The sequence below is a fragment of the Flavobacterium sp. ACN6 genome (assembly GCF_002304005.1).
Lineage (GTDB): Bacteria > Bacteroidota > Bacteroidia > Flavobacteriales > Flavobacteriaceae > Flavobacterium.
The window spans coordinates 1-25,358 of sequence record NZ_MRCQ01000020.1 but is presented as its reverse complement, the minus strand read 5'-3'; the positions used below and the strand labels follow the sequence as shown (position 1 = coordinate 25,358).

Below are 25,358 nucleotides of genomic sequence, written 5' to 3'. Positions count from 1 at the left end.
AGAAAACTCTCATTTCTGAGAGCTTTCGAGTTTTATTGAAATACTGTTTTTATAAAGAGCTGGCCTTTATTCTTACGATTTTCCCATCTTTCATAACCACTAAATCGCTGTTATTTTTCTTTTTAAACTCAATTAATTTTTCAGAAACCTTATCCATTGCCTCTATAATCTTCTTCTGAGTCGGCGTCGTTGTTGTTTTATATTCTCCCATCATCTGTTATTTTTGATTTTATCTAACTTGATTTTATTTATAATCTCAATAGGATTACCTAATGTTTTTTGCGCTATCAATTCAGCTTTTACGGCTGTATTGTCAAAAATCAATGCCTCATTGACTATTGGCAGATATATATCAAATAAATTATTTATGCCGTTTTTATACCTTCGTTTAATAACATCGGTTTCAATGTTATGCCCTCCTTCCTGAACTCTTGTCTTAACCCTCTCGATAGCCAAGTCGACACTATCTAGCCAAAAAAATAAAAGCACAACTTTATAGCCTTTTTCCTGAGCCGCAATGACTTTCTGTTTATAGCTTTTTGTCGCTAATGTAGTTTCGAAAGCAAAGATCTCGTTATGGGCTAATAATTCATTTATTCTGTGAACCATTATCCTTCCCGCTTCAAAGGCAGCCTTTTCAGGCTGGAAAGGAGAAAGACCTTTGGCAATTTCGTCCGCATTTACAAACTCCTTACAATTCAGTATTTCGGGAAGTATTGTAAATGAAGCAGTAGTTTTACCAGCACCATTACAGCCAGCTATAATATAAAGATTTTTATCCATTATTACAAAGATAATAAATTACATTTTTAGTATTCGTTATTTACACTTTTAGTTTGCCAGCCAAATGCATTTACAATCTGCAGGCAGACGACAATATTATAAATTTTCATATTAATTTATTCTTAACTTCCCATCCATCTCCCCTTCACCGGCCAAAATCAATTAAAGAAATCTGTAAAAATTAAAAGCAAAAAAATGAAGGAAAAAGAAATACCACAATCTAAAACTAACTAACTAACTAACTAACTAACTAACTAACTAACTAACTAACTAAAGAAAGAAAGAAAGAAAGAAAGAAAGAAAGAAAGAAAGAAAGAAATAAAGAATTGGTTTCTCCATTCTCTTTCCTAAACCACCCCTCCACCCTATACTATAAATTGTTTCCAAAAGAAAAAACGAAAGCACAGATCAAGCGTTAGAGCAGATGCGCAGTGCTATAAGTCCCGAAGGGCGGACAAAGGAAATGAAGTCCGTTATGCGCACGCAGCAGACGCAATGGCGCTATCTTGGTTGCCCTTTTTAGCCGTTTGGAATAAAAACTGGTGCTAAACAACCAACTGCAATCCATCTGCTTTTTGTTATCAAACAGCAGGCACCGCCTTTGACTTAAGTAAGAATTAAATAGGACGATAGGTTATTTTTGTGGCAGAATCATAGCACAGCTGTAGTTTAAAAATAGAAAACGATAAAATCAACACCTGACGAATTTAGGTTCGAAACTGTATCAGCACGATCTCATAAACCCAACCTCCACCTCCCAATGATCTCACCGATGATCAACTAAAATCAAAATAAAAAAATATACCGACGCTAAAAAAAATCTTAATGAAAAGAAATAAACACAATCTAAAATAAAAGAAAACTAACTCACTAACTTTTAAATAATTTCCTATTTACTAAACAAACCTTTCATCCTGTCTTTCCCATCACGATCAAAATCAAACTAAAGACCTCTAAGATAAACCAGCTGCTCTATTGCTCAAACACCAAATTAAATTTTTAAAGCACATACCTATTCAGAATATCACCAACACATTTAAAACTCCTACTATGCTTTAACTCCATTTTTTTCAATTTAAGGCATTATAAAAAAAAACAGCCCAAAGGCTGTTTTAATTTTTATGCGATAATAATATAAATAATTTTCTGTAAATGTTAGATGCAATAATTAACCGCCAGCACATCTGATACATTACCGAAAATGGATATAGTTTAACCAAGAAAGTGCTTTTTTAATACGCTAAAAAAATAATAAAAAAAGAGCTGAAACATTACTAGCGTTTCAGCTCTTTTCTATTTTGTACTATTTTTAAATGAAGTTATCTAGCAAATCCATTTATTCTCTATAACTGCGGTTACGGCTCCTGTACTGTAATCTGGCGTACTTATTAAAACAACCGAATTATCGCCAAATAAGTCATAAGACAAACCTTGCGGGCCAATTCCTGTTTGTGAAAAACTATATTTTTGGACATTTAAATCATGCCACGTTTCTGTTGCCGAATTAAGTGTTTTTTGATCCGATTCTGCATTTAATTGAAGATCACTAATCATAATTTTTTTTGCATTCTTTAAATAAGCCAGTCCTTTTGAATAATCAGAAGGAAGATCACTTGGTATTAGATAATCTATATCATTGGATTTGTAACCTGCTTTCGCCAGCTTGTCGTTAATAATATCTCCAAGCTCTGCAATAGGTTTATTGCGGAGATTTTGAAAAAAACTAATTTCCTTTTTATCTCCTTTAATTTGATGCAAATCTGCTTGACACATTTGGTCAATCAAAACTACTCCTTTTGGGTGTTCTATCAAATAACTTGATACCGGAAGCCAGATCTTACATTTAACTGGTTTTACAATTCCAGTGTAAGAGAAGGTGTGAAAATTATTATTTTCATTGGAAGGAAGAAATCGATTGACTCTTACTTGACCGTTGTGCAAATTGTGAACTTTAATTTCCATAATCAAATAGTAATTTATTATTTGAACCAAAAATATTTTCGAACTCTACAACCTAAATCAAATTGTTTTTTGAATATTGCCTTTCGGCTGATCCTTGAAATCTAAAGATAAAAAAATATATCTAAGCAATAACGTAATAAGATTTATTTTTCCTTTTTATCCTGCAAAAAACTTGTATTGCAACAATTATAATTCAAGGAAAAATATTCTTTAAATTACAGTAAAAAGATAGGAAGCAAAAATTGATTTACTCCCTATCGAAACTACAAATTCAAATTATTTTATATACCTTTAATTATAACCTGGGTTTTGTTTTAGATTACTATTTGTATCCATCTCCGATTGCGGTATTGGTAAAATACTTTTAAAATCACCATTTGGTGTATGAGAAAACCATGATTTTCTAGTAAAAACTCCAAAACGAATTAAGTCTTGTTTTCTATGTGCTTCTCCAATAAACTCCCAAGCAAGCTCATCTAGGAAACCTCCATACTGAATATCTCCTCCTCCTTCTAAATTGGTAATAACACCAGAAGCATAAGTTCCATATTTATAAACACTTCCTCCGTTAAGTTTAGCTCCTGAAACTGTTGCTTTACTTGGATTTGTGTTTTTAAAATCTCTCTGTCTGATTTGAGAAACTATTAAAGCAGCTCCGTCGGCATCTCCTGATCTTAATAAACATTCTGCTTTGATCATAAGAGCATCTGTGTATCTGTAAAAAGGAACATCATTACTTGTCTGTCCCATATCTCCAGTGCCTATTTCATATTTAACTAATCTATAGCCTTCATTAGGTTCGCAGCTATTTACATTTGTCATATAATTAATGTACTCAAATTGCACACCGTCTACCATAATTGGTTCGCCTTTGCTTGTAAACTGCTTCCCTCCTAACCAGCAGTCTTTTAATCTTTGATCATCTGAGTCGTAAGTATCAATAAATTGCGGGATACCTCCTGTCCCGTTCCAAGGACCGCCGCTCATTTCGAAAGTTGCCTGACTAGGCGCTGCTAAAGATTTAAACGGCCAATAACTTCCTCCTGTTTTTACTTGATCAAAAGGAATTGATAATATTTCTTCTGGAGAGCCCTCATTTTTAATTTTAAAATTATCAGCATAATTAGCTGCTAAGCTAAACTTATTACTGTTTATAATGTCATTAACCTCGCTTAAAGCTTCATTCCATTTAGGAGTACCTGTGTAAACTTGTGCATTTAAATATAATTTTGCCAAAGTCATTTTAACTGCCCATTTGGTAACTTTCCCATACGTATCTGTATTATTTTCTTCACTTAAAAATGGCATAGCGGTTTTTAATTCACTTTCGACAAAATCGTATACTTCTTTGCCTGTATTCTGCACAGGCAGATATCCTGGAGGATTAATAAAAGAAGTTACAATAGGAACATTTCTAAAATTATCCAGCAGCAAATAGTAATAAATCGCTCTCAAGGCTTTCAACTCCTGAATTACTTTGTCTTTATTTGTAATGCCTTCAATCTGCTCTATTTGGTAAATCGCTCTATTTACGCTGTTTACACCTGTATACATATAACTCCAGTTTCCTTCTGCATGCGGAAGAGTTGATCCCCAAGTATGCTGATGCATGGTGATGTAGTAATCTCCCCATCCAATTCCATTTCGCTGCGGGGTTACCAACAAATCAGACGACTCTTCATACAAATCATGCAAACCATCCCAGTTCCAAAAAATGCCTCTAAAAGAAGTGTAAGCCGGTGCAACAATACTTGCTAAATCCTCTTCGGTTAATACTGTACCTTCTGCAGTTATTTTATCATAAACTGTCTCGTCCAAATTTGTACATCCAGCTGCTAAAAGAAGTAAGCCAGAAATAAGGATTTTATATACTATATTTTGATTTTTCATCTTTATTTTTTTTAAAAAGTTACATTTAAACCTAAAGTAAAACCTCTTGTAGTGGGATATTTATCTCTGTTGTCTACACCTTGTGACAAAACATTATCTCTGGCTATTTCAGGATCTAAACCTTTATACTTTGTAATTACGGCTAAATTATTTGCTGAAGCATATACACGCATTCCACTGATAAATGTGTAAGGCTTAACATCAAAATTATAACTCAATGTAACATTATCCACTTTTACGTAATCTCCCTGCTCCAGATAGTAACTAACATATGTTTGGTTATAGTTTAAAACCGCTTTATCATATACTTTATCAAATGCAGAACTTAACATGTTGTAATTTATCGTCGGATTTTCATAGAACATACGCTGAGAATTCAATATTTGAAAATCAAAAGCTCCAGTCATTACAATACTTAAATCAAATTTTTTGTAAGTAAATGTATTAGTCCAGCCTGCAACATAATTTGGTATTCCATTACCTAGATACTGTTTATTAGAATCATTGTACAAATCTGGTGTCAATGTTTTTCTTGTACCATCTGCGGTTTCAATAATCCATTTTCCATCATCGGTAATATCAACTGATTTCAATCCCCAATAATTTCCAATAGCCTGCCCCACTTCTAATCTATGTGTAGTAAATGAGATTGGATCTCCAGTATCTCCAGTATTAATAAAGTTTCTATCAATACTATACAAATCATTTGAAAGACTTGTTAATTTATTTTTGTTATGAGAAAAAGTCATAGACGAATTCCACATAAAATTTTCGCTCTTAACTGGAATTATATTTAGCAGAACCTCAAAACCTTTATTTTCCATTTTTCCAACATTTGCAGTAATACTAGAATATAAATATGGAGGTGTCGGCACACTATAATCCCATAACATATCGCTTGTTTTTTTGCTGTACACATCAAAACTTCCGCTGATTCTATTATTTAGAAAACCAAAATCGATACCCACATTTACCTCAGCTGTTTTCTCCCAGCGTAAATCAGGATTCGGATTACTTGCCGGCACTAATCCTTTTACCCATTTCCCGTCATTAAAGAAATAGCCGTCGTAATTATACAAAGTTTGAGACAAATAAGAATCTGTAGGTATTACTCCTGTTACACCATAACCTGCTCTTAATTTTAAGTTGTTTACTGCAGAAACATCACTAAGAAAAGACTCTTTATTAATACTCCATCCTGCAGAAACGGCAGGGAAATTACCCCATTTATGATTTTGACCAAACTTAGAAGATCCCTCTCTTCTAATACTAAATAAAAGATCGTATTTATTATTAAAATTATAATTAACTCTTCCGAAGAAACCAATTAATTTGTCATCATTTTTATAACTGCCCATAGATGCTTTTCCGTCAGAGAGAGCATTACCTGCTCCTAAATTATTGTAAGAAAAGGCATCTGTAGGAAAATCAAAATTAGAAGCAGAAAAACCTTCATTAACAGTATATTGATAACTGTAACCGCCAAGTAATGTAAACTCGTGCTTATCGAATTTTTTATTATATTTAGAAGTGAATTCTACGAAATCCCTGTCAGTCTGCCCAGTATTTCTTGAAGCTACTCCATTTCTTCCGTTTATGGTATTAGAGTAGTGTTTTTTGCTTTCAGAATACCCATCTAAACCTGAATTTTTATTTTTGGCAAGCAAAGCACTTACGTCCCAACCCGGCAATAAATCTAAAGTCAAGTTAGCTGTAAACCTCTGCCATGTACTTTGTCTGTCTTGATCTGTTTCATTTAAGATTGCAACTGGATTATAATACTGAAATCTATTGGTTTCTGCATAAGTCCCATCAGGTTTATAAACAGGAGCGGTAGGATTACGAATCATAGCCTGTCTGTAAGCGTAACCTGCTATATCAGGATGTATTCCCATTTTTTGTGTTCCATTCAATAAGTTCAAATTAATTTTTAACTTATCATTGAACATTCTATGATTAACATCAAATGAGAATCTATATTCTTTATTAAATGTACCATTAAAAACACCTGTTTGATCTACATAATTTAAATTTACTGCATAGTTTGTTTTTGCAGTTCCTCCTTTAAGATCTAAGTTATGGTTTTGAGCAAAACTGCTTCTTGAAATTTGATCCAGCCAATCTGTAGTTGCGCCCTCATCTGTAAAAGGAACTTTAACGCCTTGTGAAATCAAACTTCTTAACCCCGCCGCATCTAAAAAATCTGCTTTCTTAGCAAAATTAGATACTGTAGTAAAGGTAGAATAGGTAATCGTAGGCTGCATCTCTTTATTAACCGTTTTTGTAGTAATTAAAATTACTCCATTAGCCCCTCGTGTTCCATAAATTGCAGCGGCCGAGGCATCTTTTAATACCTCAATTGAAGCAATTTCATTTGGAGAAACAGTATCGATTCCGCCAGGCACACCATTAATTAAAACCAAAGGAGCAGATCCGCTTTTTAAAGAAGATATACCACGTAATGAAATATTTGGTGCGGCCGAAGGATCTCCAGAACCGCTGCTAATTGTTAAACCGGCTACTTTTCCTTTTATAAGATCCGAAGCATCCCTAATTGCGCCTCGCGTAAAATCTTTTTCTTTGATACTGGCTATAGCACTTGTAACCCTTGATTTTTTCTGGGTACCGTAACCGACTACAACAACATCGGATAGCTGCTCTACACTTTCGAGCAGCACAATGTCTACCTTATTATTTGTAACGGTAACTTCTTGAGATATAAAACCCACATAGGAAACAACCAATTTAGAATTTGGTTTTTGAAGTGTTATCTGGAAATTACCATCAAAATCTGATAATACAGCATTATTAGATGTATTCTTTTCCATAATTGATACCCCGGAAATAGGTCCTCCATTAATATCTTTTATAGAACCTTGAATCTTTGTTTGTGCAATGGAATTCAAAAACATTAAAAGAAAAAAAATGGTAAATCCCAGTTTTTTCTCTAACAGTTTATTTCCAAAACTTTGCAATACTGAATGGTTAGTAAAATTCATAGCTTTTTGGTTTTTTGGTTTTTGTTTAGTTAAAATATTCTTCTTTTCAATACACAAAATATTCAATTGTGTATTTTAAACACTTGTAAAGTTATATGATAACCAATCTCAAGAAAGCCAACAATTTATCCGAAAGCTGTATTATATTATCCTCTTATTGCATTTTTTTAATCAAAACAGAATAAAAAAAATATTATTTTAAAAAAAAATGTTAATTCTACAGTATAAATAATACAAAACTATTTAATTAGATAAATAAACCATAAAATTAAACACCTAAAATGATCAAATAATAAAATTTATTCAAAAAATTGAGATATTGGCAAAAATTAAAGCCCATCCTAATTAATAACTATTAATTGAGATGGGCAGTTTGGTATTTTAATAAGCATCCTTTAAGAAAAAAAACAAATAGCAAATGAATCCCTTTTTTATAAAGAATTAAAAGGTTTTATTATTTATAAAGCAGTAATACTATTTATTGTCTTTATTTACAAAATAGTAATAAATGGGTATTCCTAAAAGTACAATGGCTAATCCCGGAATTGAAGAATTGTATTTATAGATTAACAGCATAATACAAATAGTTAAAGCCGAAATTATATAAATAAAAGGCAGTACTGGATACCCAATGGCTTTGTATGGGCGCGCTAAATCTGGTTTTGTTTTACGAAGTCTAAAAATTCCTGCAATAGTTAAAATGTAAAATATTAAAACAACAAAAATTACATACTCCAAAAGTTCATTATATTTCCCGCTTAAACAGAGTACTGATGCCCAAATACACTGCATCCATAATGCTTTTTCAGGCACTCCATTTTTATTCAAATGTGCTATTTTTTTAAAAAACAATCCATCTTTGGCCATAGTATGATAAACACGTGCGCCTGAGAGTATTAAACCATTATTACATCCAAAAGTAGAAACCATTAATAATATCGCGATGATATAAGTTCCTGAACTTCCAAAAATTTGCTGTGATGCTGCTACACCCACACGATCGTTCTCGGCATGTGCAATTTCGTTTATAGAAAGAACCGATAAATACATCATATTGGCTGCAATGTAAATCAAGGTTACAATCAATGTGCCTAGGAAAAGACTTCTCCCAATATTTTTAGAAGGATTTTTTATTTCGCCAGCAATAAACGTAACATTATTCCATGAATCACTGCTAAATAAACTGCCCACAAGACTTGCCGCTAAGGCTCCCATAACAGCAAATCCTGAGTAAGGAACAAGCGTATTTCCTTCTAATTTGTTTATAGAAAAACCTGTACTCCAATTTGCTTTCCAGATATCTGCTTTTGCGGCGAGTATAAAACCAAAAATAATAAGTCCGAATAATGCAATTAATTTTACCATGGTAAAAATGGTCTGAATTATTTTTCCTTCTTTAACTCCTCTTGTATTGATATAGGTAAGAAAAACAACAAGAATTATAGAAGTTAATTGTGCTGCAGATATTTGTAGAAAATTTAAGTTTATAATAATATTGTTTTCGCTTAATGAAGGAAAAACATACGCCGCAAATTTGCTAAAAGCAACACCAACCGCTGCGATTGATCCTGTTTGTATAACTGCAAAAAAACTCCATCCGTATAAAAAACCTGTAAGTGAATTGAAAGATTCTTTTAAATAAACATACTGCCCTCCTGCCTTAGGAAACATACTGCTTAATTCTCCATAACTTAAAGCGGCAGCTATTGTAAGAAAACCAGTAAACAACCAAATTAATAATAAAGCACCTGCTGAGCCTACATTCCGAATTATGTCTGCACTAACAATGAAGATTCCTGACCCAATCATGGAACCAGCAACGATCATAGTAGCATCTAATAATCCTAATGATCTTTTGAAATTATTTTTTTCTGTTGTTGATTCCATATTTTTTGTTTTTATATTGAATGAAAATCTGTTAAAAAAGTTTTATCTACCCAAATCTTTCCACTTCAAAAGCATCTACATTAATACTGGTGGCTTTTCTATGCACTAATTCTGAAACCAATTTTCCTGTACCTGGACCAAGACTCAGTCCCATCATGGAATGTCCGGTTGCAACAATAACATTATTGTATTTTTTTATTCGCCCAATGTAAGGGAGTCCATCTGCAGAACAAGGTCTGTAACCATACCAGATATTTTCATCTGCTGGTTTTTGAATATCAAACTCTGGCAGGAAATCTTTAACTGCATTCAACACGCCGTTAATACGCTCATATTGGGGCTTTTCGGTTGTTGGCACCACCTCCATTGTACCTCCAAATCTAATTTTATTACCATCCATTGGTGCTATTGCTACTCTCCCTTCTGCCAGAATCATTGGATGATTGACTTTATAAATCGAATCTTCTAATGTTATAGAATAACCTCTTCCCGGCATAAGCGATATTTTAGCATTTACTAAGGCAGCAATTTCTTTGGTCCATGCTCCCGTTGCAATCACAATTTCATCTGCGTCATAAGATTGCTGGTTAGTAATTACTTTTTTAACAGCACTGTTTTCCTTTTCAAAAGAAACAACAGTTTCTCCATATTTGAAATCAACACCATTTGCTAATAAATGTTCTTTTAAAACTTTCATTAATTTATTTGGATAAACATGCGCATCACAATTAAACTGGACAGCTCCTATTGCATTTATTTTTGTCTGAGGCTCTAATGCCTGCAAGGCGGAATGGTCCAATAAGTTTACATCGAGACCTAATTCTTTTGCTTTTGAAACAGTATGCTCAGCGTGTTTAGCAACACCTTCTGTCTGAAAAACTTCAAGCATTCCTTTGTGTTCATATGCAAATTCAAATCCTGGAATTTTTGCCCATTCTAAAAATTCGTTCTGACTCAATAACGATATATCTCGAAGCGGAACAGCCGATTTGCTGACATTTGTTTCTGTAGCACTTTTTACAAAATTTATTCCCCAATCTAGCAGCGCTTTATTCAATGAAGGCTTTACATAAAAAGGACTTTTAGAATTAAACATCCATTTGAATCCCTGCCACACTATTCCGGGTGCTGCCAATGGTATAAAATGACTCGGACAAACATATCCTAAATTACCATAGGAACAATTGTTTTCGAAATTGTCTTTATCTATAACGGTAACCTTACAGCCACTTTGCTGTAAATAAAATGCCGAGCTAAGTCCTATAATTCCGCCCCCTATTACTATTACATGTTTCATAAATGTGCTTATATCTAAAGTTTGTAAAATTTCCAACTGGTTTTAAAATCTCTCTGCAAGGACTGATTGGTTAATAATGCTCTTAACAATTCTATTGGCATTGCATTTTCTCTCAAAATTGCATCATGATATTGCTGATAAGTCATTTTTCCGCTTGTGACTAATTCCGCTTTTAATGCATTAAACTGCAATCCGCCCAACATATAGGCAATTTGATATAATGGACTATAACCGCCAACAAATGACCGGCGCACTTCTCCCTCTGCATTGGCGCGTTCATGTCCCACTCGGTCTACTAAAAAATCGATGCATTGCTGCGGGCTCCATTTTCCTAAATGATAGTTTAAAGAAAAAATAATTCGTGCACATCGATGCATTCTCCAAAACAACATTCCAATTTTATCCTGCGGTGTCTGAGGAAATTTCAAATCCCATAGTAGCATTTCCCAATATAATGAGTTTCCTTCAACCCAAAATGGAGTATCAAAATGGCGATAGGCTTTGTATCTATCTCTCATAAATTGCTGCAAATGATGACCTGCAATTAATTCGTGATGAATGGTAGCTCTAGAAAAATTTGGATTATTCCCTCTCATACTCATCATTTTATCGCTATAAGACATAGTGCTTGTAGGGTAAGAAATGATAAGAGATTCACCGCCTAGAAAAAATGGATTTATTTTCTGCGCTTCGGGCGACATCATATACATTCGCCAGCTCTCTTCTGCAATTGGCGGTATTGTTAAAAGATTATGGAGTTTTAAAAAATCTACAGACTGATTGTACAAATCGAGCATTGCCTGCGGCTGATCTCCTGGTGCTACAAAAGAATTTTTAACTTTCTCCTGCGCTGCTTTCCAATTATCCCCAAAGCCCATTTCGCGGGAAGCTTTTAATAATTCCGCATCACACCAGGCAAATTCTTTATTGGCAATCGCTACCAGTTCTTCTGGTGAATAAGGTATAAATTCTGTTTGCAGCTGACGGATTAATTCTTCTCTTCCTATGGGATTTCCAACTATACCGCTCCCATCCTCTTTTTGTGTACTAGTATCTTTTCTTTTTGATTTTAACAGAATTGCATATTCTGCCAAAGCTGCATCAACTTCAGTATACGTTTTAGGAACCCACCAAGAAAACAAGGGATCATAACCATTATAAAAGTCAAAATAGTTTTTCAAAATTTCCTGTAAACCTTTCGCATTTAAAACTGCAAATTCTGAAGAAGCTTTATCCAGACCTTCTATTTTTGCTGCACTTTTGATTTGTTCATTGATTGCTTTGCGTAAATCTTCTAATTCTTTGGCAGCTATTTCTCCATTAACTTTAATTCCTCTTCGGCGTGGTTTTTCTAAGGCATAAATTTTTTCGTCAAACGGAAAATAGATTTTTATCTTGTTGTATAATTTTTGCTGCTGCACTAATTCATATTCTTCATTACTTAAATTTCTGCTAAATAAAATATAATCTACTTTGCCATTGATATTCATAGCGTCGAAATTTAATCCCTCCAGTACTTTTTTATAATCTGAAATTAATTGTAACCGTCGGGTTCTTCGTTCGGGAGTATTATAATTATTCTCATCGTATGGTATTCCAAAAGTATCAGCATTACTATTGGCAGCATAAAACCGCATTATGCTTCCTTTATCGGCTTCATAATGCACCATTGTATTGTTTACTTCGCTGGTTTGCAAATACAAATCTGAACTGAAATTCTGTCCAAAAAATAATGCAGGCCATAAGACAATTAAAAACAATACTAGAGAAAAACGAATTCTATTTTTTTTGGTTTTAATCATGGTTGGTTTGGTGTAATTAAATGATTGAAAGCGATTACTGATTTAATTCATTATTATTTCGACTAGGAGGATCTACTCCTAATAAATGCTTTACAAAAAAATCACGTTTTCTTTGTCTTCCATAAGGTCCGCCATCACTATGACCAACACCTGGAAGAGGCAGAAATTCGAACGTTTTTCCCGCTTTTATCAAGGCATCGGCAACTCGATAAGTAGATTCTGGAGGCACATTTTCATCGGCTTCACCAATTACTAAAAGTAAATTCCCTGTAAGTTTGCCCGCATTAGTAACATTAGACTGTTCTTGATAATGCTCTCCAACAGGATATCCCATCCATTGTTCATTCCACCATTGTTTATCAACCCGATTATCATGACAGCCGCAGGCCGCCACTCCAGCTTTGTAAAATTCTGGATGAAACAATAAACCTCCTAAAGCATTTTGCCCTCCAGCAGAAGTACCATACAACCCTACTCTAGAATCATCGACATACGAATATTTTTTTGCCAGAGCTTTGATCCATAAAATTCGATCTTCAAAACCAGCATCTTTTAAATTCTTCCAGCAGACGTCATGAAAAGCTTTTGATCTATTTGCCGTACCCATGCCATCAATTTGCACCACTATAAATCCTAACTGTGCTAAACTCTGCATCTCTGTAGTGTATCTATCCATAAAATTTTTTGGAACAAAAGAATCCTGCGGACCTGCGTAAATACTTTCGATAACAGGATATTTTTTATTGGGATCAAAATCTGCTGGACGGCATATTATACCCCAAATATCTGTAACACCGTCTCTGCCTTTTGCATGAAAAGGTTCTGGCAGAGACATTCCTGTAGCGAGATAAGCCGCGGCATCTGATTTTTCAAGATCTATTATTTTTTTTCCATCTGAAGTGCGATGAAGTTCAATGCTCGTCGCTACATTAGGCTCTGAGTAAGAATCTATGTAATATTGTTTATTGTTCGAAAAAGTAACAATATGATTCCCTTTTGAAGGAGTAAGATTTACTAATTTTTTTCCATCAAAACCGATACGGTAATAATGCACATAATAAGGATCTTCATTCGGATTCATTCCGCTTGCCGAAAACCATATTTCTCTCTTTTTTTCGTCGATGCTGTCTATGCTTCGAACAACCCATTCGCCTTTTGTAATTTGTTTTTTTTCTTTACCCGTTATAACATCAACAAGATAAAGATGTCTCCAGCCGTCTTTCTCTGAAGACAGCACAATTTCATTACTTTCTTTAAGATAGTGCGTAAACAATCTTGACTCGTAAATAAAAGTATTTACTTTTTCATCAACCACAGAGCGGATTTCTGTAGTCTGAGCACTAACTTCAAAAATTCTAAATCTTTGATGGCCTCGATCTACTTTTTCGAAAGTGAAATAACTAGGATTATCTTTTCGCCAATGTAATTCTGGAGCATCAAAAAAATCAATTAGTGGTGCGTTTACTTTTGCTGTTTTTTGATTTTCAACATGAAACAAATACATTTCATAAGTTGTAAAAGGATCTCCCGGTTGTTTGTATGGCTGTGAATGCAATTCTCCGCGAGTAGTATTGGCAACCGATGTTAAAACATAATGAACTGGTAAATCGACAACGGGAGTAATATGATATCCCACAATATATTTACTATCTGGCGCCCACGCTAGAGAGCCGTATGGTTTTTCTTTTGTTCCGTCTTTGGTAAATTGAATCGGATCTCCTCCAGCAGCTGGTTTAATAAATACATTATTATCTTTTATAAAAGCGAGCCATTTTTTATTGGGTGAAATGCTGTCTGTACGAAAGGAATTCCATCTTTGCCATTGATGATTTAAACTAGGATACTTTGTAACATCTTTAGGAAGAGAGGTGATTTTTTGAATGCTGTAATCTGAAAGCTTAACCTGATAATAGTTTTTATCATATTTTAACGCTATCACTTTCGCTGCAGCATCATAATTGATACTGTCAATAACTAAGCTTTTTTGTGGAGCTTTTATTTTTGCAAGAGTGCTTAAGGCATTTTTTAGTTTTGGTTCATCAAACAAGATATTTTTTGTCCCTTTTTCTGCATCAACTACAATATATTCGATAAGACTGTCTTTTAAAACATTAGAATACCAAAACGATTTTCCATCACTTTGCCATTGTGGTTTTATACTAGTCTTAAAAACAGTATTTTTAACTGCTGCATCAAGCTGCAGCGCTTTTTTATAACGTTCTAAAATTTCGGTTTTCGAGGGGCGATATTGCGTCGTTTCTTTATCTTGCGCATATAAGTTACAGCCCAAAAACAATCCTAAAAAGGCAAGAATGCTTATTTTATTTTTCATAGTTATCCAAATACAAGGAGACTTCCCTATTTATAATTATAGAAACAAAAATCTGTCTGCGAATAGAAAAAGGCTGCCAGAAAGCAGACTATAAGCCTATTCGCAATACGTAAACAAATTGTAGAAAATAAAAAACTGTTAATTCAGGAAATTGAATTACAAAACCTGAAATCCATGTGCATATGGATCATCTTCCTCATCAATTATGATGGTGTTGTAACCATACACTTTTGCCCATCCTTGAATGCTGGGAACAATTGCCTTAAGATCGCCTATCGAAGTTTCTTCTTCAATTCTGCCTACGAACTTACTTCCGATATAACTTTCATGTATAAATTCGTCTCCTTTTTTAAGCAGCCCTTTCGCATGCAATTGCGCCATCCTTGCCGATGTACCTGTACCGCAAGGTGATCTGTCTATCGCTTTATCTCCATAAAAAACAGCATTTCTTCCTGATGAAGCGGGATCCAATGGTGTGCCTGTCCACAACATATGACTCACATCTCTTATGGTATCATTTTCAGGATGAATAAACAGATTAGGATATTTTTCGTTAATCCTTGCTCTCACAACCTGACTGTATTGAACAATCTTACTGGCTGTAAAATCCTGAATTCCTGAAAAGTTTTGCTGCGGATCTACAATTGCATAATAATTGCCGCCATAAGCAACATCAAAAATTAACTCCCCTAATTCTAGGCAGTCTATTGTTAAATTTTCAGCCGCTAAATACGATTTTACATTCGTTAATTTAACCCATTCTACTTTTTTATTAACCTCTTTATATTCAATTTTGACAAGTCCCGCAGGCGCTTCCATATTGATTTTTCCTGGAATTTTAGGACTTATTAATCCTTCCTCGATGGCAATCGTAATTGTACCAATTGTACCATGTCCGCACATAGGCAGGCAACCCGATGTTTCGATAAACAGAATACCAAAATCGTTTTCAGGATTACTTGGCGGAAATAAAATACTGCCGCTCATCATATCGTGTCCGCGAGGCTCAAACATCAATCCTTTGCGAATCCAGTCATATTGGCTCAAAAAATGCTGCCTTTTCTCACTCATGTTTGCCCCTATTAAGTTTGGACCGCCGCCAGCAACAACTCTAACAGGATTTCCGCAGGTATGTGCATCTACACAAAAAAAAGTTTTTTTAGCCATAATTAAATTACATCTCTTGTTTGAACATTATTAACTAATCTGGAAATTCCAAGCGGATTTTCATTTTGAAGTGCCTCAGGAAGCTTATTATTTGGCCAATTTTGATAACTAAAAGGTCTCACCCATCGTTTAATGGCGTCAATTCCAACGGCAGTAAACCTAGAATCTGAAGAAGAAGGATAAGGCCCGCCATGCACCATTGCTGGACAAACCTCAACCCCTGTTGGCAATCCGTTAAAAATTATTCGCCCAACACGGTTCCCTAAGGCATCTATAACTTCTTCATAATTTTCAATCTCATTTTCTTCGGCCAAAATAGTACCAGTCAGCTGGCCCTCTAATTTTTCTATTATCGTTACCAGTTCAATTTCGTCTTGACATTGCACTAGTATTGAAAAAGGTCCGAAAACCTCTTTGTGCAAAACTGGATTTTCTAAAAAGGTTTTGCCTGAAACGGTCAGTATTTTTTGCGAAGCATAATTAGGATTCTCTGTTTGAGAATATTCTGCCACAACTTCAATTCCATTTTGCGAACTTAACAGCTGATTATTGGACTGATAATTTTTATAAATGGACGGATTTAACATACAGCTTGGCGAAATTTTTAAAATTTCAGCCGACAACTGATCTGTAAAAGTTTTTAAATAATCACTTTTTATTCCGAGTATCAATCCAGGATTAGTACAAAACTGTCCTGCTCCTAATGTTATGGAACCCGCACTTGCAGCTGCCCATTTTTCAGAATTATGCTTTAAGGCTTCCGGCAGGATTACAACAGGATTTATACTTCCCATTTCTGCAAAAACCGGAATTGGCTCCTCACGCTGTGCAGCTAAATCATATAAAGAACGACCTCCTTTTATGCTTCCTGTAAATCCGACTGCCTTAACCAAAGGATGTTGTACTAGTTTGACTCCTATTTCAATACCGCTGCTATTCAAATTAGAAAAAACACCTTCTGGCATATTCGTTTTTTGAGCCGCTCTAATAACTGCCGAAGCCACTAGTTCTCCAGTACCTGCATGCATCGGATGGCTTTTTACAATAACCGGACATCCAGCGGCCAATGCAGATGCTGTATCACCGCCAGCGGTAGAATAAGCGAATGGAAAATTACTGGATCCAAAAACAACTACTGTTCCTAAAGGACGCATCATTTTACGCAGATCGACCCTAGGCAATGGTGTTCTGTCAGGAATAGCGGTATCGATTGCTGCCTCTACCCACGAACCCTCAGCTGCTAAATCAGCGAAAGCATTTAACTGTCCGATAGTTCTTCCTCTTTCGCCTTCAGCGCGTCCTCTAGGCAGACCAGATTCCTGACAATATACATCTAACAAGCTGTCTCCTAAAGCTGTTATTTCCTCGGCAATTGCTTTTAGAAAGAGCGCTTTTTCTTTACCAGTACATTTCTGAAATGTTAAAAATGCCTTATCAGCAAGAGCTGCTGCCAATTCTATTTCTTCATTACTTGCTTCGGTGAACTGCCAAGGATTATCTCTGTTTTCCTGCGGATTAAACGTTTTGAATGTTTTATCGCCACTGGCTGACAGCTGACTTCCTATGTAATTTTTTCCAGTAATCATGTATTCGTTATTATAGGGTTAAGTAATTCTAAAATTGAAAAAAAACAGTTTGACTACAGGCTTTTATATTCTGGCAGTACAGGTCTGTTTTTTAATGAATTTTCTATGATCGCCAAAACACGTTTTCTCTCATCTCCCATTAGTGGTAATCTCGGCGCACGAACATATTCTGTTCCTAATTCTGTTCCTACCTCAGCCAGCTTAATATTCTGTACTAACTGTGCATTAATATCAAGTTCTAATAAAGGCAGAAACCAACGGTAAATAGTCAAAGCTTCTTGAATTCTTCCTGCTTTCGCTAATTTATAAATTGCAACAGTTTCTTCTGGAAATGCATCTACAAGTCCTCCAACCCATCCGTCGGCGCCCATTAGTAAACTTTCAAGACCTAATGTATCAACTCCTGTAAGGACTTTCAGCCTGCTTCCAAATCGATTGATTATTCTTGTTACATTTGAAATGTCTCTTGTAGATTCTTTAACAGCTTGAATATTATCTAATTTTAGAAGTTCTTCAAACATATCTAAGGTTACCTCAATCTTATAATCAACTGGATTATTATAAATCATAATAGGTAAAGAAGTATTTTTCGCTACTTGTGTAAAATATTCAACAGTTTCGTAATCTGTAGCTTTATAACGCATTGGAGGCAGCATCATTAAACCTCTTGCTCCATTAGCTTCGGCTTTGTTTGCCGCTTCAATAGCGCCGCGTGTTGTTTGTTCTGCAATATTCATTATCACAGGAACCTTACCATCAACTATGCGGACAGTTTCCAGAATTAAAGCTTGTTTTTCTTCTTCTAAAAGTGTACTTGCTTCACCTAAAGTTCCTCCAAGAATAATGCCCTCTACTCCAGCATCTAATTGATAAGTAAGATTTTTTTCAAACATTTTAAAATCTAAAGTGTCTTCAGCTGTAAAATTTGTGGTAACAGCTGGCATTACCCCTTTCCATTGAATATTCATAATTTTTCTATTTTTATTTATTTCAAAGGTATCGAGGGGTACTAAAAATTTCATCTAAGAATATTATCAAAAACCTATACAATATTATCTCATTTATAAGATTTTAACAAAAACTAGATTAATTTTAATCCATCTTTTATTAATTTTTATATCTTTCCGTAAAATATAAAAAATAATTACGCAATGAAAGTTTTTCCATTTAAAATCCCGAAATCAAGTGAAGAAGCATTTATTTATCAAGAAGACTGCGAAACTATTTTTTATGATAAATATCATCAGCACGAAGAAATTCAAATTAGCTATATAAAAAAAGGAGAAGGTAAAATTTTAGTTGGTGATATGATTACCGAATATCAAAAAGGAGACATTATTATATTAGGAAGCAATTTACCCCATGTTTTTAAAAGTGATATTACTGAAAGTAAAGGAATGTCTGTTATGTACACTGTTTTCTTTACCGAAAATGGTTTTGGTAAAGGGTTTTTCAATTTACCAGAATTAAATATAGTTGAGCCTTTTTTTACCGCTATTAAAAATGGAATACAAATTAGAGATGCAAAACCATCTATTATAAGGAAATTTAAAAAGTTTAAAGAAGTTGATAAGTATGACCGCTTTATTCTTCTAATGTCTATGCTGAAATCTTTTAGCCAGTCTGACAAAAAACATCTTTCTAATTATGTTTTTAATAAACCCTTTACCGACGCCGAAGGGAAACGAATGCAGATGGTTTTTGATTTTGTAATGACACATTATCAAAAAAACATCACCTTGGACGAAATTGCCCAGATTGCAAACATGACAAAAAATGCTTTTTGCAAATATTTCAAAACACGTACTAAAAAGACTTTTTTTCAATTTTTGATAGAAATAAGAATCGAACATGCTGCAAAACTTCTTATGAAAAACAAGGAACTATCGATCATCGAAATTTCTGAATTGAGCGGTTTTAATAACATTTCAAATTTCAACAGAAAATTTAAAGAAATCAAAAAGAAAACCCCTTTTGAATTTAAAAACTCCCTTATTAAATCCTAATAGCTTTCGGTACTTTTTAAGTAATATTCTATTATATATTGATAATAAAAGTCTAGCTTCAATCAACTAAATCTGCATACTTTTGAAAATCTACACTTTTTTCTTGTAACAAAAAGTTTTGCAGCGCAGCTAAATTTTTAAACATATCAATCTTAAAATACCATGATTAGAAAATATTTTACTCTTGTTTTTTTGTGTTTTAATTTAATTTCTTTTGCACAAAAAACGAAAACGTATACGCTTTCAGATACATTAAGAGGCAGTTTGACTCCCGAAAGACAATGGTGGGACGTGTTACGTTATGATATAGTTGTAAAACCCGATTACGACAATAAATTAATATCTGGCAGTAACACTATAACGTACAAAACCGTTCAGGAAAAAAGCAGTACTAAAATGCAGATCGACCTGCAGCTTCCTTTGGTTATTGACAGTGTAATTCAATCTGGAAACAAATTAAGTTTCGCAAAAGAAAATGGTGTTTGGTATATTAAAACGCCTAAATCTAAAATTAAAACAACTAATAAACTTTCTATATTCTATCACGGAAAAGTTCATGAGGCAATAAAAGCACCTTGGGATGGCGGCTGGATCTGGACTAAAGATTCCCTGGGCCGTCCGTGGATGACTGTCGCCTGCCAAGGTCTCGGTGCATCTGTATGGTATCCGTGTAAAGATCATCAAAGTGACGAACCTAATAAAGGCGCAAGTTTAACCATGATTGTTGCTGATTCTTTAACTGCAATCGCGAACGGGAGACTAGAATTTAAGAAAAAAAATAATGATGGAACAACCGCTTATAAGTGGGCTGTTGTAAGTCCAATAAGTAATTACTGCATCATTCCATACATCGGAAAATATGTCAACTTTCAAGAAACTTACAAAGGAGAAAAAGGCAGCTTAGACCTAAACTATTGGGTTTTGGACTATAATTTAGAAAAGGCAAAAAACTATATGCCAAAAGAAGTGCATAATATGTTAAATGCATTTGAATATTGGATGGGGCCATATCCTTTTTACGAAGACGGTTATCAGCTGATAGAAACATCACATACAGGAATGGAACATCAAAGTGCTGTTTCTTACGGCAATCAATATAAACCAGGATATCGAGGAAATGACGGGTCTGGAACTGGATGGGGAATGAAATGGGATTTTATTATTATTCATGAAAGCGGACATGAATGGTTTGGCAATAATATAACAACAAATGACCTTGCCGACATGTGGGTGCATGAAGGGTTTACGAATTACAGCGAAACTCTTTTTGTCGATTATATCTTTGGCAGACAAGCGGGTAATGAATATAATGCGGGAACTCGTCAAGGAATAAAAAACGACAGACCAATTATACCCGATTATAATGTCAATGCACAAGGAAGCGGCGATATGTATCCAAAAGCAGGAAATATGCTTCATGCAATTCGACATGGAGTAGATAATGACACCTTATTTCGAGAAGTAATCAGAGGATTAGGAAAAGAATTTTATCATCAGACTGTAGATTCAAAACAGATCGAAAATTATATTTCTGAAAAGCTTCATTTTAATTACAGTAAAGTTTATGACCAATATCTTAAAACGACACAAATTCCTAGTTTTGAATTCTATTTTGATAAAGACAAAACCAAAGTGTATTACCGCTACAGTAACTGTGTAAGCGGTTTTAATTTACCGCTTACATTAAAAAATGAGAAAGAAAAAATCAAAATAATACCTACAGATCAATGGCAGAATGCTGTAATATCAAAAGATCAATTGTCTCTATTTGATGCCGCTTCAATTACAAAAATGTATTACATAAATCCTATCTTTGAAACAAACATAAAATAAAAATTCATTCCTTAACTTAAGTCTATTTCCACACAATGAAAAAAACAATCACTCTTTTTTTCTGTTTAATTCTAACTCTTTTTTTTCTAAAAGCCGATGCTCAAAAACTAAAATGGGCAGCTAATAACAATAGTTATTACACCATAGAAAAAGGAGAAATAATACAGTACGAATTACCCAACTTTACTCGAACAAAAATTACTGATGCCAAACAGCTTACTGCAAAAGGAAGCAATAACGCTCTGGAGATTAAAGACTTTGAGTTTAGTAATAATGAAAAATTAATTTTGATTTACACCAATTCGAAAAAAGTGTGGAGACTGGAAACGCGAGGTGATTACTGGCTTTTTAACAGAGAAACAAATGAATTGCATCAGATTGGAAAAAGCAGGCCGGAATCGTCGTTAATGTTTGCTAAACTGTCACCAGACAACAATTCTATCACTTATGTGAGCAAGCATAATTTATATGTTGAAGATCTTAATTCGGGCAAAGAAACAGCTCTAACTGTGGATGGAACTGACCGATTAATTAATGGAACTTTTGATTGGGCTTACGAAGAAGAATTTAATTGCAGAGATGGTTTCCGCTGGAGTCCTGACGGAAAAAGTATTGCATTCTGGCAGATTGACGCTACCAAAATCAAAAACTTCTTAATGATCAACAATACAGATTCTATATACTCTTATACAATTCCTGTTGAATATCCAAAAGCTGGAGAAGATCCTTCGGCGTGTAAAGTTGGCGTGGTAAATATCGCGACACAGCAGACAACTTGGATGAAAGTTCCAGGTGACTCCAAACAACATTATATTCCGTTAATGCAATGGATTCCTGACGGTTCTTCTATATTGCTGGAACAATTAAATCGCAAACAAAACGAAGCTAAACTCTTTTTATGTGATCCCAAAAATGGCGAAGTAAATCAGATTTATTCAGAAAAAAACAATTCATGGATCGATGTATTAACAACTGAAAATGAAGGCTGGAAATGGATTAATAATGGAAAAGAATTTCTTTCATTATCCGAGAAAGATGGCTGGAAGCATTTGTACCGAATCAGTAAAAACGGAAAAACAGAAACTCTGGTTACCAATGGAAAATATGATGTTATAGATATTAAAGCGGTAGATGAAAAAAGTGGTTTTGTTTACTTTTTGGCTTCTCCAGAAAATGCTACACAGCAATATTTGTACAAAACGGCATTAAACGGAAAAGGAAAACTCATAAAAGTATCTCCAGCTGCTGAAATCGGCACGCACACTTACCGACTATCTCCTGATGCAAAATATGCTGAACATCGTTTTTCTAACCATAAAAACCAAAAAATATCAGAATGGATAAATATTTCTACTCAAAAGACAATAAAAGAAAATGACCGTAACATGACTGGGAGCGGTAATGTAGAAATGATTCAGATTACAACAGCTGATAATGTTACCCTTGATGGATGGATGATCAAACCAACTCCGTTTGATTCTTCTAAAAAATATCCCGTTTTGTTTTATGTTTACACAGAACCTGCAGGTGCAACTGTAAAAGATGCCGCTGGTTATGCTGAGACTTTTTTATATAATGGCGATATTGCGGCAGATGGATACATCCAAATAAGTTTAGACGGAAGAGGAACTCCAGTTCCAAAAGGTACAGAATGGAGAAAATCGATCTACCAAAACGTAGGCATTATAAACACAAGAGATCAGGCGATGGCTGCTAAAGAAATACTTAAATGGCCATTTGTAGATAAAGATCGAATTGCTGTATGGGGATGGAGCGGCGGAGGCTCTACTACATTGAACCTTTTATTTCAATATCCTGAAATTTATAAAACAGGAATTGCTATTGCGGCCGTTCCGAACCAATTACTATATGATAATATTTATCAGGAACGTTACATGGGATTACCTCAAGAAAATAAAGAACCTTTTATAAAAGGCTCTCCTATTACTTATGCCAATAAGCTTCAAGGTAATTTATTACTGATCCATGGTACTGGCGATGATAACGTGCATTATCAGGGAGCGGAAATGCTTATTAACGAATTGGTAAAAAATGGAAAACAATTTCAAATGATGACTTATCCTAATCGTACGCACAGTATAGATGAGGGCGAAGGAACAACAGCACATCTATCTCAATTATTTACGCAATACTTAAAAGAACACTGCCCTGGCGGAGGCAGATAATATCATTTAATACAGAAGTTAAAAAATATGTTTAGTAAAGAAACTTATATAAATAGAAGACAAGTCTTAAAAAAAGCAATTGGTTCAGGTCTAATTATTCTTCCCGGAAATGAAGAAGTTGGAATGAACTACAAGGATAATATTTATCATTTTAGACAAGACAGCAGTTTTTTATATTATGCGGGGATAGATCGTCCTTCTTTATTTTTAATAATCGATGTTGATGCCGATCTCGAAATACTTTTCGGCGATAATTTGACAATCGAACAAACCGTTTGGGTTGGACCACAAGACTCATTAAATAGTGATGCAGAAAAATCAGGAATTACAACCGTACAGCCTTTCTCTTTTGTAGAAGCTGTACTAAAAGATGCTTTACAGCAAAAACGTACAATCCATTTTCTTGCACCTTATCGTGCAGCAATTACTTTAAAATTAAGTTATTGGTTAGCCATTCATCCTAGTGATATAGCAAAAAAATCATCCATTGCATTATCAAAGGCCATAATTGCACAGCGTTCTTATAAAACAAACGAAGAACTAATTGAGATTGAAAAAGCCGTAGATATAACTGCAGCAATGCATTTAAAAGCAATACAAAGCGCGCGTCCGGGAATGACCGAATATGAAATTGCAGGACAAGTTGAAGGCACAGCAATTAGTCTGGGCGGTCAGCTTGCATTTCCGATAATTCTAACCGTCAACGGACAATATCTTCACAATCATGCAGGCAATACTATTTTGCAGGAAGGACAATTGGTTTTATGTGATTCTGGAGCCGAAAATAACATGCACTATGCAGGAGACATGACAAGAACTTTTCCTGTTTCAAACACCTTTACATCGAAGCAGAAAGAAATCTATAATATTGTTTTGCAAGCCGAAGAAGCCGCAATAGCCACTCTAAAACCTGGAACTTTCTTTAGAGATTCACATCTTACCGCATGCAAGGAAATTTTAACTGGATTGAAGTCTCTTGGTTTGGTAAAAGGAGATTTGGATGAAGCCGTAGCTGCAGGTGCTCATACCCTATTCTTTCAATGCGGTCTAGGCCATATGATGGGAATGGATGTGCATGACATGGAAAACATAGGCGAAGAATATGTAGGCTACACAGATACTTTAAAAAAGAGTACCGAATTTGGATTAAAATCCCTGCGTCTGGCAAAAGAACTTGAAGAGGGATTTGTCCTAACCGTAGAACCCGGAATTTATTTTATACCAGAACTAATAGATCAATGGCAGGCAGAAAAAAAACACAGTGAATTTATAAATTATGATAAAGTTCAAGACTACAGAAATTTTGGCGGAATTCGTATCGAAGAGGATTTTCTTATCACTAAAGATTCTTATAAACTATTAGGAAAACCTCTTGCTAAAACAGCAGAAGATATTGAAGCATTAAGGAATTATTAGATTTATGAAATAGTCCTTTATAACATTCACATAAAAATTCAAAAAACCGTCTCAAATTAGGAGACGGTTTTTTTTTTTGAATTCATGTCTTGTCCTGAAATAGCGATACACAAAAAGTATCATTATGGAAAAAGATCAAGAATTGCGCTATGTTAAGCGTACACAGAAAGATTACAGTATGTCTTTAAAACTTCAAATTGTTCAAGAAATAG

The 25,358-nt window shown here is 34.4% G+C and carries 16 protein-coding genes; 4 read left to right on the top strand and 12 right to left on the bottom strand.

Features of this window, described 5'->3' with window-relative positions:
• Positions 1 to 49: 49 nt before the first annotated feature.
• The 12 genes from BSF42_RS22565 to BSF42_RS21280 all read right to left on the bottom strand — a co-directional run bounded on the left by BSF42_RS22565 (position 50) and on the right by BSF42_RS21280 (position 18,673).
• A complete protein-coding gene (locus BSF42_RS22565; protein WP_172426735.1) occupies positions 50 to 214 on the bottom strand; it encodes a hypothetical protein in 165 nt (54 codons plus the stop codon).
• Positions 211 to 783 (bottom strand): zeta toxin family protein, encoded by a 573-nt coding sequence (locus BSF42_RS21330; RefSeq protein ID WP_216360296.1) that lies wholly within the window; start codon positions 781 to 783, stop codon positions 211 to 213. Before BSF42_RS21330 ends, BSF42_RS22565 begins: the two co-directional genes overlap by 4 nt.
• A 1,323-nt stretch (positions 784 to 2,106) precedes the next feature.
• Positions 2,107 to 2,745, bottom strand: a complete 639-nt coding sequence (locus BSF42_RS21325) for an MBL fold metallo-hydrolase (protein WP_095955123.1) — start codon at positions 2,743 to 2,745, stop codon at positions 2,107 to 2,109.
• Between the two features lie 291 nt (positions 2,746 to 3,036).
• The gene (locus BSF42_RS21320) at positions 3,037 to 4,635 is read right to left on the bottom strand and encodes a RagB/SusD family nutrient uptake outer membrane protein (protein WP_095955122.1); all 1,599 of its coding nucleotides are present in this window, start codon (positions 4,633 to 4,635) and stop codon (positions 3,037 to 3,039) included.
• 11 nt (positions 4,636 to 4,646) lie between these two features.
• Positions 4,647 to 7,634 (bottom strand): SusC/RagA family TonB-linked outer membrane protein, encoded by a 2,988-nt coding sequence (locus tag BSF42_RS21315; RefSeq protein WP_095955153.1) that lies wholly within the window; start codon positions 7,632 to 7,634, stop codon positions 4,647 to 4,649.
• 474 nt (positions 7,635 to 8,108) lie between these two features.
• Complete coding sequence (locus BSF42_RS21310) at positions 8,109 to 9,521, bottom strand: APC family permease (protein ID WP_095955121.1); 1,413 nt, start codon at positions 9,519 to 9,521, stop codon at positions 8,109 to 8,111.
• A gap of 46 nt (positions 9,522 to 9,567) precedes the next feature.
• A complete protein-coding gene (locus BSF42_RS21305) occupies positions 9,568 to 10,818 on the bottom strand; it encodes an FAD-binding oxidoreductase (protein ID WP_095955152.1) in 1,251 nt (416 codons plus the stop codon).
• Between the two features lie 14 nt (positions 10,819 to 10,832).
• On the bottom strand, positions 10,833 to 12,620 hold the full coding sequence (locus BSF42_RS21300) for a DUF885 family protein (RefSeq protein WP_216360295.1): 1,788 nt from the start codon (positions 12,618 to 12,620) through the stop codon (positions 10,833 to 10,835).
• 34 nt (positions 12,621 to 12,654) lie between these two features.
• Positions 12,655 to 14,952 carry a S9 family peptidase gene (locus BSF42_RS21295; protein ID WP_095955120.1) on the bottom strand — a complete coding sequence of 766 codons (2,298 nt, stop codon included), beginning with the start codon at positions 14,950 to 14,952 and terminating at the stop codon, positions 12,655 to 12,657.
• A gap of 156 nt (positions 14,953 to 15,108) precedes the next feature.
• Positions 15,109 to 16,119 carry a 4-hydroxyproline epimerase gene (locus BSF42_RS21290; protein ID WP_095955119.1) on the bottom strand — a complete coding sequence of 337 codons (1,011 nt, stop codon included), beginning with the start codon at positions 16,117 to 16,119 and terminating at the stop codon, positions 15,109 to 15,111.
• A 2-nt stretch (positions 16,120 to 16,121) separates the two neighbouring features.
• The gene (locus BSF42_RS21285; RefSeq protein ID WP_095955118.1) at positions 16,122 to 17,705 is read right to left on the bottom strand and encodes an aldehyde dehydrogenase (NADP(+)); all 1,584 of its coding nucleotides are present in this window, start codon (positions 17,703 to 17,705) and stop codon (positions 16,122 to 16,124) included.
• A gap of 53 nt (positions 17,706 to 17,758) precedes the next feature.
• Positions 17,759 to 18,673 carry a dihydrodipicolinate synthase family protein gene (locus tag BSF42_RS21280; RefSeq protein ID WP_095955117.1) on the bottom strand — a complete coding sequence of 305 codons (915 nt, stop codon included), beginning with the start codon at positions 18,671 to 18,673 and terminating at the stop codon, positions 17,759 to 17,761.
• Between the two features lie 183 nt (positions 18,674 to 18,856).
• Here BSF42_RS21280 and BSF42_RS21275 point away from each other — a divergent pair, with 183 nt between their 5' ends.
• The 4 genes from BSF42_RS21275 to BSF42_RS21260 all read left to right on the top strand — a co-directional run bounded on the left by BSF42_RS21275 (position 18,857) and on the right by BSF42_RS21260 (position 25,146).
• The gene (locus tag BSF42_RS21275) at positions 18,857 to 19,711 is read left to right on the top strand and encodes an AraC family transcriptional regulator (protein ID WP_095955116.1); all 855 of its coding nucleotides are present in this window, start codon (positions 18,857 to 18,859) and stop codon (positions 19,709 to 19,711) included.
• A 162-nt stretch (positions 19,712 to 19,873) separates the two neighbouring features.
• Positions 19,874 to 21,544, top strand: a complete 1,671-nt coding sequence (locus tag BSF42_RS21270; protein ID WP_095955115.1) for a M1 family metallopeptidase — start codon at positions 19,874 to 19,876, stop codon at positions 21,542 to 21,544.
• A 35-nt stretch (positions 21,545 to 21,579) separates the two neighbouring features.
• Entirely contained in the window at positions 21,580 to 23,730 is a 2,151-nt protein-coding gene (locus BSF42_RS21265; RefSeq protein WP_095955114.1) for a DPP IV N-terminal domain-containing protein, read from the top strand.
• 27 nt (positions 23,731 to 23,757) lie between these two features.
• Positions 23,758 to 25,146, top strand: a complete 1,389-nt coding sequence (locus BSF42_RS21260) for an aminopeptidase P family protein (protein ID WP_095955113.1) — start codon at positions 23,758 to 23,760, stop codon at positions 25,144 to 25,146.
• Positions 25,147 to 25,358: the final 212 nt, after the last annotated feature.

Excerpts from the sequence above, each read along its gene's own strand:
- BSF42_RS21325 (WP_095955123.1), bottom strand. The coding sequence starts at position 2,745 with ATGGAAATTAAAGTTCACAATTTGCACAACGGTCAAGTAAGAGTCAAT.
- BSF42_RS21320 (WP_095955122.1), bottom strand. The coding sequence starts at position 4,635 with ATGAAAAATCAAAATATAGTATATAAAATCCTTATTTCTGGCTTACTT.
- BSF42_RS21265 (WP_095955114.1), top strand. The coding sequence starts at position 21,580 with ATGAAAAAAACAATCACTCTTTTTTTCTGTTTAATTCTAACTCTTTTT.
- BSF42_RS21305 (WP_095955152.1), bottom strand. The coding sequence starts at position 10,818 with ATGAAACATGTAATAGTAATAGGGGGCGGAATTATAGGACTTAGCTCG.
- BSF42_RS21310 (WP_095955121.1), bottom strand. The coding sequence starts at position 9,521 with ATGGAATCAACAACAGAAAAAAATAATTTCAAAAGATCATTAGGATTA.
- BSF42_RS21295 (WP_095955120.1), bottom strand. The coding sequence starts at position 14,952 with ATGAAAAATAAAATAAGCATTCTTGCCTTTTTAGGATTGTTTTTGGGC.
- BSF42_RS21300 (WP_216360295.1), bottom strand. The coding sequence starts at position 12,620 with ATGATTAAAACCAAAAAAAATAGAATTCGTTTTTCTCTAGTATTGTTT.
- BSF42_RS21285 (WP_095955118.1), bottom strand. The coding sequence starts at position 17,705 with ATGATTACTGGAAAAAATTACATAGGAAGTCAGCTGTCAGCCAGTGGC.
- BSF42_RS21260 (WP_095955113.1), top strand. The coding sequence starts at position 23,758 with ATGTTTAGTAAAGAAACTTATATAAATAGAAGACAAGTCTTAAAAAAA.
- BSF42_RS21280 (WP_095955117.1), bottom strand. The coding sequence starts at position 18,673 with ATGAATATTCAATGGAAAGGGGTAATGCCAGCTGTTACCACAAATTTT.
- BSF42_RS21275 (WP_095955116.1), top strand. The coding sequence starts at position 18,857 with ATGAAAGTTTTTCCATTTAAAATCCCGAAATCAAGTGAAGAAGCATTT.
- BSF42_RS21270 (WP_095955115.1), top strand. The coding sequence starts at position 19,874 with ATGATTAGAAAATATTTTACTCTTGTTTTTTTGTGTTTTAATTTAATT.
- BSF42_RS22565 (WP_172426735.1), bottom strand. The coding sequence starts at position 214 with ATGATGGGAGAATATAAAACAACAACGACGCCGACTCAGAAGAAGATT.
- BSF42_RS21290 (WP_095955119.1), bottom strand. The coding sequence starts at position 16,119 with ATGGCTAAAAAAACTTTTTTTTGTGTAGATGCACATACCTGCGGAAAT.
- BSF42_RS21330 (WP_216360296.1), bottom strand. The coding sequence starts at position 783 with ATGGATAAAAATCTTTATATTATAGCTGGCTGTAATGGTGCTGGTAAA.
- BSF42_RS21315 (WP_095955153.1), bottom strand. The coding sequence starts at position 7,634 with ATGAATTTTACTAACCATTCAGTATTGCAAAGTTTTGGAAATAAACTG.